This window comes from Myxococcales bacterium (genome assembly GCA_012517325.1).
In the GTDB taxonomy this organism is placed as follows: Bacteria; Lernaellota; Lernaellaia; order Lernaellales; family Lernaellaceae; genus JAAYVF01.
Genome location: JAAYVF010000128.1, coordinates 1 through 5191 on the forward strand (window position 1 = coordinate 1; position 5191 = coordinate 5191).

The 5191-nt window shown below is 62.4% G+C and carries 6 protein-coding genes; 5 read left to right on the forward strand and 1 reads right to left on the reverse strand.

Annotated elements, in window-relative coordinates; genetic code table 11:
- The 4 genes from GX444_20760 to GX444_20775 all read left to right on the forward strand — a co-directional run.
- The coding region (locus GX444_20760) for a hypothetical protein (protein NLH51015.1) at positions 1-141 on the forward strand (141 nt) is incomplete at its 5' end.
- Between the two features lie 181 nt (positions 142-322).
- Positions 323-616 (forward strand): hypothetical protein, encoded by a 294-nt coding sequence (locus GX444_20765; GenBank protein NLH51016.1) that lies wholly within the window; start codon positions 323-325, stop codon positions 614-616.
- Between the two features lie 89 nt (positions 617-705).
- Entirely contained in the window at positions 706-2220 is a 1515-nt protein-coding gene (locus GX444_20770) for an RHS repeat protein (GenBank protein NLH51017.1), read from the forward strand.
- A gap of 3 nt (positions 2221-2223) precedes the next feature.
- Positions 2224-2988: a hypothetical protein gene (locus tag GX444_20775; protein NLH51018.1), complete on the forward strand. Its 765-nt coding sequence runs from the start codon at positions 2224-2226 to the stop codon at positions 2986-2988.
- Between the two features lie 361 nt (positions 2989-3349).
- On the opposite strand, the gene GX444_20780 is transcribed toward GX444_20775, so the two are convergent.
- Complete coding sequence (locus GX444_20780) at positions 3350-4591, reverse strand: IS110 family transposase (GenBank protein ID NLH51019.1); 1242 nt, start codon at positions 4589-4591, stop codon at positions 3350-3352.
- A 311-nt stretch (positions 4592-4902) separates the two neighbouring features.
- On the opposite strand from GX444_20780, the gene GX444_20785 reads away from it, so the two are divergent.
- Positions 4903-5100, forward strand: coding sequence for a hypothetical protein (locus tag GX444_20785; GenBank protein ID NLH51020.1), 198 nt, complete (start codon positions 4903-4905; stop codon positions 5098-5100).
- Positions 5101-5191: the final 91 nt, after the last annotated feature.

The following is a 5191-nucleotide window of genomic DNA, read 5'->3' on the forward strand; positions in this document are numbered from 1 at the left end:
GCCTGGCATGAGGAACTGGTCGACGTCCCGGAACACACGACTCCACTAAAATATATTCTGGATTACGACTCGCAAAATCGTCCCGGCGTGGCCGTGCACACCAACGAGGGCGCCATCGATTTCTATTGGCGAAACAAATAAGCGATCTACCGAAAAATCGCTAAATCCAATTGGAATCGGCCTCATTGCGCGGATATTTCCTTGCGCATCTACACCGACGGCCGGAAGGGCGGCATCGGCGCCATCGGCTCGGGCAAGCCCACATTGCAAATCGGCGGCGCGTGGTACATTTATAGCTAACAACGCGAACGGGGAGGTGGCGATGAGCCGCAGTGACAGTTGGCGAAACCAGATACCCGAGGAAAGCCTGCTGGACAAGATCGATCGCGGGCGCTCGGGCGGCGTGCCCAAGCCCAAGCAGGGCGCCTTCGAGGAAGGCGTAAAGATCCGCCTGCACGAGGCCAAGCCCGGCGATTACGTGCGGCAGGTGCTGTCGGGCGCGAACAACCTGGGGCCCTTGCTCCGCGTCGTCGATCCGAAGGCGGGGCTGCTCGAATCGCGCGACGGCCGGCAGACCCGCATCGCGCCCAAAAGCCAGGTGATGAAGCAAATCTGACGATCGGCGGCCGGCGCCGCGACGCCGCGGGAGAGCCTTGCTCTCCGGGCGGTTTTTCTTTTGGCGGGCCGCGGGGAGCGGACACACACATGAAACGCGGAACGCGATGGTTTTTTCTGCCCGCCGGGTTGGCGCTCCTGCTTTTTATCGCGGGCTGCGCGGGGGTCGACTACTACCGCGAAATTCGCTTCGACGCCTCCCAACGCCTGCTCGGCGAGCAGCCGCTGGCGGCGAAAGAGGCGCGCTACCTGCCGTGCTACGAATTGCAGAAAACCGAAAATCTCCTGACCTACCGGTATCTCGAACGCGGCCAGCCCGCCGACGCGGACGCGTTGTTCGGCGTGGCGCGGATTCGTCTGCACGAGGAAGCGGGCCGCGAAATCTGCTCGTTCGCCAACCGGCTGGGCGGCCCGGTCGCCAGCGCCGGCGGCGTCTTCCGCATCGTGCTGGAGCGCAACGAACGCGGGCAGGTCGTCGCGCAACACAATCGCAATCACCTCGACCGGCCGATCGAGGACGAAACGGGCGTCGCCGAGTACCGGTTCACGCTCGACGCGGCGGGCCGCATCGCCGACGCCGCGTTTTTCGATCGCCAGGGCAAGCCGGCGACGAACCGTGACGGCGTCGCGTCCGTCGGCCGGCGCTACGACGCGGCGGGCCGGCTGATCCGGACGATCTATCGCGACGGCGAGGGCAAGCCGGCACTCGATAAAAACGGCGTCGCGGGCGTCTGGTGGGAATACGATTCCGCCGGGCGGCCCGCATCGCAACTGTCATACGGCCTCGACGAGCGCCCGGCGGTTTCGTCGCGAACGGGCTACGCCCAGATCAAATACCAATACGACGCGGACGGGCGGGAAACCGAGCGGCGCTACCTCGACGCCACGGGCGCGCCCGTGCTCGCGCGGGGAAAATTTCCGGCGGTCGTCCGCCGGTGGTACGAAAAAAACGGCCTGCCGCGGATCGAGCGCTATTTCGACGCCGCCGACCGGCCGCTGGCCGATCCGGTCAAAGGCGTCGCGGAAGTCCATTGGGTCTACGATGAAAACGGTTGGCGGACCGCCGAACGCTACTTCGACGCGCAGGGGCAGCCCGCCGTGAGCGCCGAGAACGGGGCCGCCGAAATCCGCTGGACCTTCGATCACCAGGGACGGCCGGTTCGCGGGGCGTTTTTCGACGCCGCGGGCCAGCCGGTGACGGGCGCGAAGGATCCGGTCGCCGCGATCGAATGGCGTTACGATCTCCACGGCAACGTGATCGAGGAGCGTTACCTGGATGTCGCCGGCCAGCCGATGGAAAATCCGAAAAACGACATCGCCGCGATTCAGTATCGCTACGATCGCCGCGGTTATTGCACCGAGATCAGCACACACGGCCCGGGCGGCGAACTCAAACCGTGGATGAACCTTCGGTTCGCCCGCACTGTCTATACCTACGACGAGTTCGGCAACGAGGTCGAGCGGATGCTGCTGGATTCCGCGGGCCGGCTCGCGGATCATCCGGTTTTCGGCTATGCCGTGCGCCGGCGACACTTCGACGCCCAGGGATATCTCGCGCGCACCGTGTATCTCGACCAGGCGGGCCGTCTCGTGCGCGAGGAATAGTCCATGTTCAGGCGATTGCCGTTTTTCTTCGTCTTATTCTGCCTGCTCGGGGCCGGATTGGTTGCGGCCGCCGACGAAAACTGCTTCGATCACGAGCGCTGGCGGCAAGCCGTCCGCGACGGGGATTTCGAGACCGCGCTCGACACCCTGGAAAAGGGAGTCGGCGAGTGCGTTTGCGAAACGGAAACCAACTCCTGCCTGCCGTTTCCCGGCTCCGGCAAACTGCTGGCGCCCGCCTGGCTGCGCGATATCACCGAACGACTGGCCGATTGGCAAAAAACCGTCCAAAAATCCTGCGGTTCGCTTGAGGAAAGCGACAAGGAAAAAGAGCGGGCCAAGTGGAAGTGCTACCAGGATCAGGCCCGCTCGTTTTCCGACGGCCTGACCGGCGAGGCCGACGGTCGCCTGGTTTCCTCCCTGCCGCTGGAGATGGCGGATAAGTGGTCGCACCACCTGGACCGGCCGGCCCAGGGCGGCAAGGCCAACGACCAGGCGCCGCCGGCGAAAAACTACAGCAATGAGGCCCAGGAAATCGGGCGGCGCATCTGCCTGCTCGACACGCGGTTGCAGGAAACCCAGGAAATTCTGGGCCGCGTCAAGCGTCGCGGGTCGATGACCGCCGCCGAAAACCAACGGCGCGCCGAGGAACTCGAAAAGGTCGTCAAGGAATTGAACGGATCGTTGCTCGAGCTGCGCACCAAATTCCAGCGCCTCACCGGTGAGGTATTCAACCCCTATTCGTTCTGCGGGCCGAAAACCGACGAATAACCCTTTTTTCCGCTTTCGAAATGATGCTAAGTACGCTACTCCATAAATACAAAGGCGAATTTTTCCGGGGAGCCCGGGTGTCCTCACCCGCCCTGATAAAAGCGGTGTGAATACGGATGGAGATGCTCTCGTCCATACATCGCATTTAAGCCTCTTGCACAAATCGGCTCGCCATTGTTTCATCAAAATTCTCTTTATCCCATCCGCATTTAGCGCAAACACGAAGTAATGGAGTTGTTTTGTGTTTAAATAAAAATGAATTATAAAAAACTTTTTTCTTGACAAATTAGGAGGGGGACTCCCCACCAGTTGTCAATAGGATACGGCGGCGGAGAAAAAAGACTTTTGGGGGTCTTTTTTCTCAGGCCGCCGGGGTTTGCTGGTTGTTCCGCCGGTAACCGGGATCAAAGAGTTCTCCTTTGCGCAACAGCGTGCAGGTGACGTACAAAAGATGATCGCCGATACCCCGCAATGTCCGACCGTGAGTGTGACCGCGCTGGCGCAAGGCCGCATAGCGCGAGCGGCAAGCGGGGTCGTGCTGGCAGGCGACGCGGGCCCAGTGATAGAGCGCTTCGCGCAATCGCGGGTGGCAGGCCATGCGGCGGACGACCACGCGCCGTTTGCCACTTTGTTTCGTGATCGGCGCGACGCCACACAAGGCGCGCAAGGTGTGGTAGTCTCGTTGGACGAGAGGCTGCGAGGCCTCCGAGAGCAGCGTGGCGAGGACCACTCTTCCCACTCCCGGCAAGGAACGGAGGATGGTCGCGTCGCGCTGCTTGTCATTGGGCGCCGGTGTCGTCACGTCGGGCAGCAAATCGTCCAAGCGGCGTTCCGCCTCCGCGATCTGGCGGAGAATCAGGCGCAGGCGAGGCAACAGCAGTTGAAGGTACGCTTGTGCGGCTTCCGCGGTGCCGGGCGCGACGACGACGGGGCGCTGCCTGAGGCACGCCAACACCTCGACCGGCGAGAGGCGACGAATGCGGTGGGCCTGCAAAATGGCGCGGACCGTCGCGACCCGCACGCGCCGCGCGGCTTGCGGGGTCGGTACCCGTTGCCAGAGGTCCAAGAACCACGGTTCGGCGAGGTTGTTGGTCAGTTCCGCCGCCTGAGGAAAGTACCGTCGCAGCTGTTCGCGAAAGCGATTGGTCAACCGCGTTCGCTCTTGCTTCAACTCGTCGGTCAAGCGACTCCACTCGCGCAACTCGATGACGTCGGGCGGTTCGACCTGCAGACGCCGGAAACGCGGCTGGTCGGTACGCAAGGAGTCGGCCAACACGCGCGCATCCAACCGGTCGTCCTTCGCCCCGGCCACCGAGAAGCGATCGCGAAAGCGATCCAGTTGTTTGGGATTGATCGAGAAGACGGAGAAGCCGCGCTCCAGCAGCGTCTCCACCACCGCGCCGCGCGGAACCTCGATGGCCACCCAGATCGCCGACGGGGAGCCCGCGGCCCACGCGGTCAGTTGGTCGGCCAGCAAGCTCAAGCCGTCGCCGTTGTGGGGCACGGATCGCTCCCAAAGAACGGCGCCCTGAGCATCTAACGCACAAACCTGGTGGGCCTCCGTGGCCCAATCGATACCGACGTACCCGAATACTCTTTCCATCGCACCCCCTCCTGCTGTTGGTTACGGTCCGGCTGCCGCGAGGCTTCGCCTCCCCTGTACTGGTGCTCGACGGCGCAACTCCCCACTGGGCATGCATCGCGGCCACTCGTTGGGGCACGGGTCCCCCCCAGGCCCTCGAAGGAGCAGGGGGTGTATGGTCGCTCCCAACGAGTCGCCGAACTTGACTACCTATCTACCAAATGTTTGAAGGATCCATACCGGCGGGAAAGGTACAGGGGGTATCTTCCTATTCGCCTTCCGGATTTACAACGTGTCTGGATGCACGAAGCGAAGGCGCTTGGAGAGCGCTCATGCCCAATTGGTACGTCGATCCCGACCAGGCCGACGATTCCGGCACCGGCGAAAGCTGGGCCACCGCGAAAAAACATCTCAACGCCATGATCCAGGCGCTGACCTATCCGCTGGCCGGTATGCCCGACACGCAATTAGGAATTGATCTATGGGCCGACATCTCCACCAGGTCTGACGGAGAAAGATACTCCGATTGATCTTGACTTTGGCAAAGTAAAGTAGTGTTATTTATCCATGTGCTGAGGAATGATCGAAACCTCGGTTGTGAGAAATTCCGACGGTGGTCGA

What these genes read in the sequence shown, in the direction of transcription:
- GX444_20780 (NLH51019.1), bottom strand. Translation starts at nt 4,591, where the DNA reads ATGGAAAGAGTATTCGGGTACGTCGGTATCGATTGGGCCACGGAGGCC.
- GX444_20775 (NLH51018.1), top strand. Translation starts at nt 2,224, where the DNA reads ATGTTCAGGCGATTGCCGTTTTTCTTCGTCTTATTCTGCCTGCTCGGG.
- GX444_20770 (NLH51017.1), top strand. Translation starts at nt 706, where the DNA reads ATGAAACGCGGAACGCGATGGTTTTTTCTGCCCGCCGGGTTGGCGCTC.
- GX444_20785 (NLH51020.1), top strand. Translation starts at nt 4,903, where the DNA reads ATGCCCAATTGGTACGTCGATCCCGACCAGGCCGACGATTCCGGCACC.
- GX444_20765 (NLH51016.1), top strand. Translation starts at nt 323, where the DNA reads ATGAGCCGCAGTGACAGTTGGCGAAACCAGATACCCGAGGAAAGCCTG.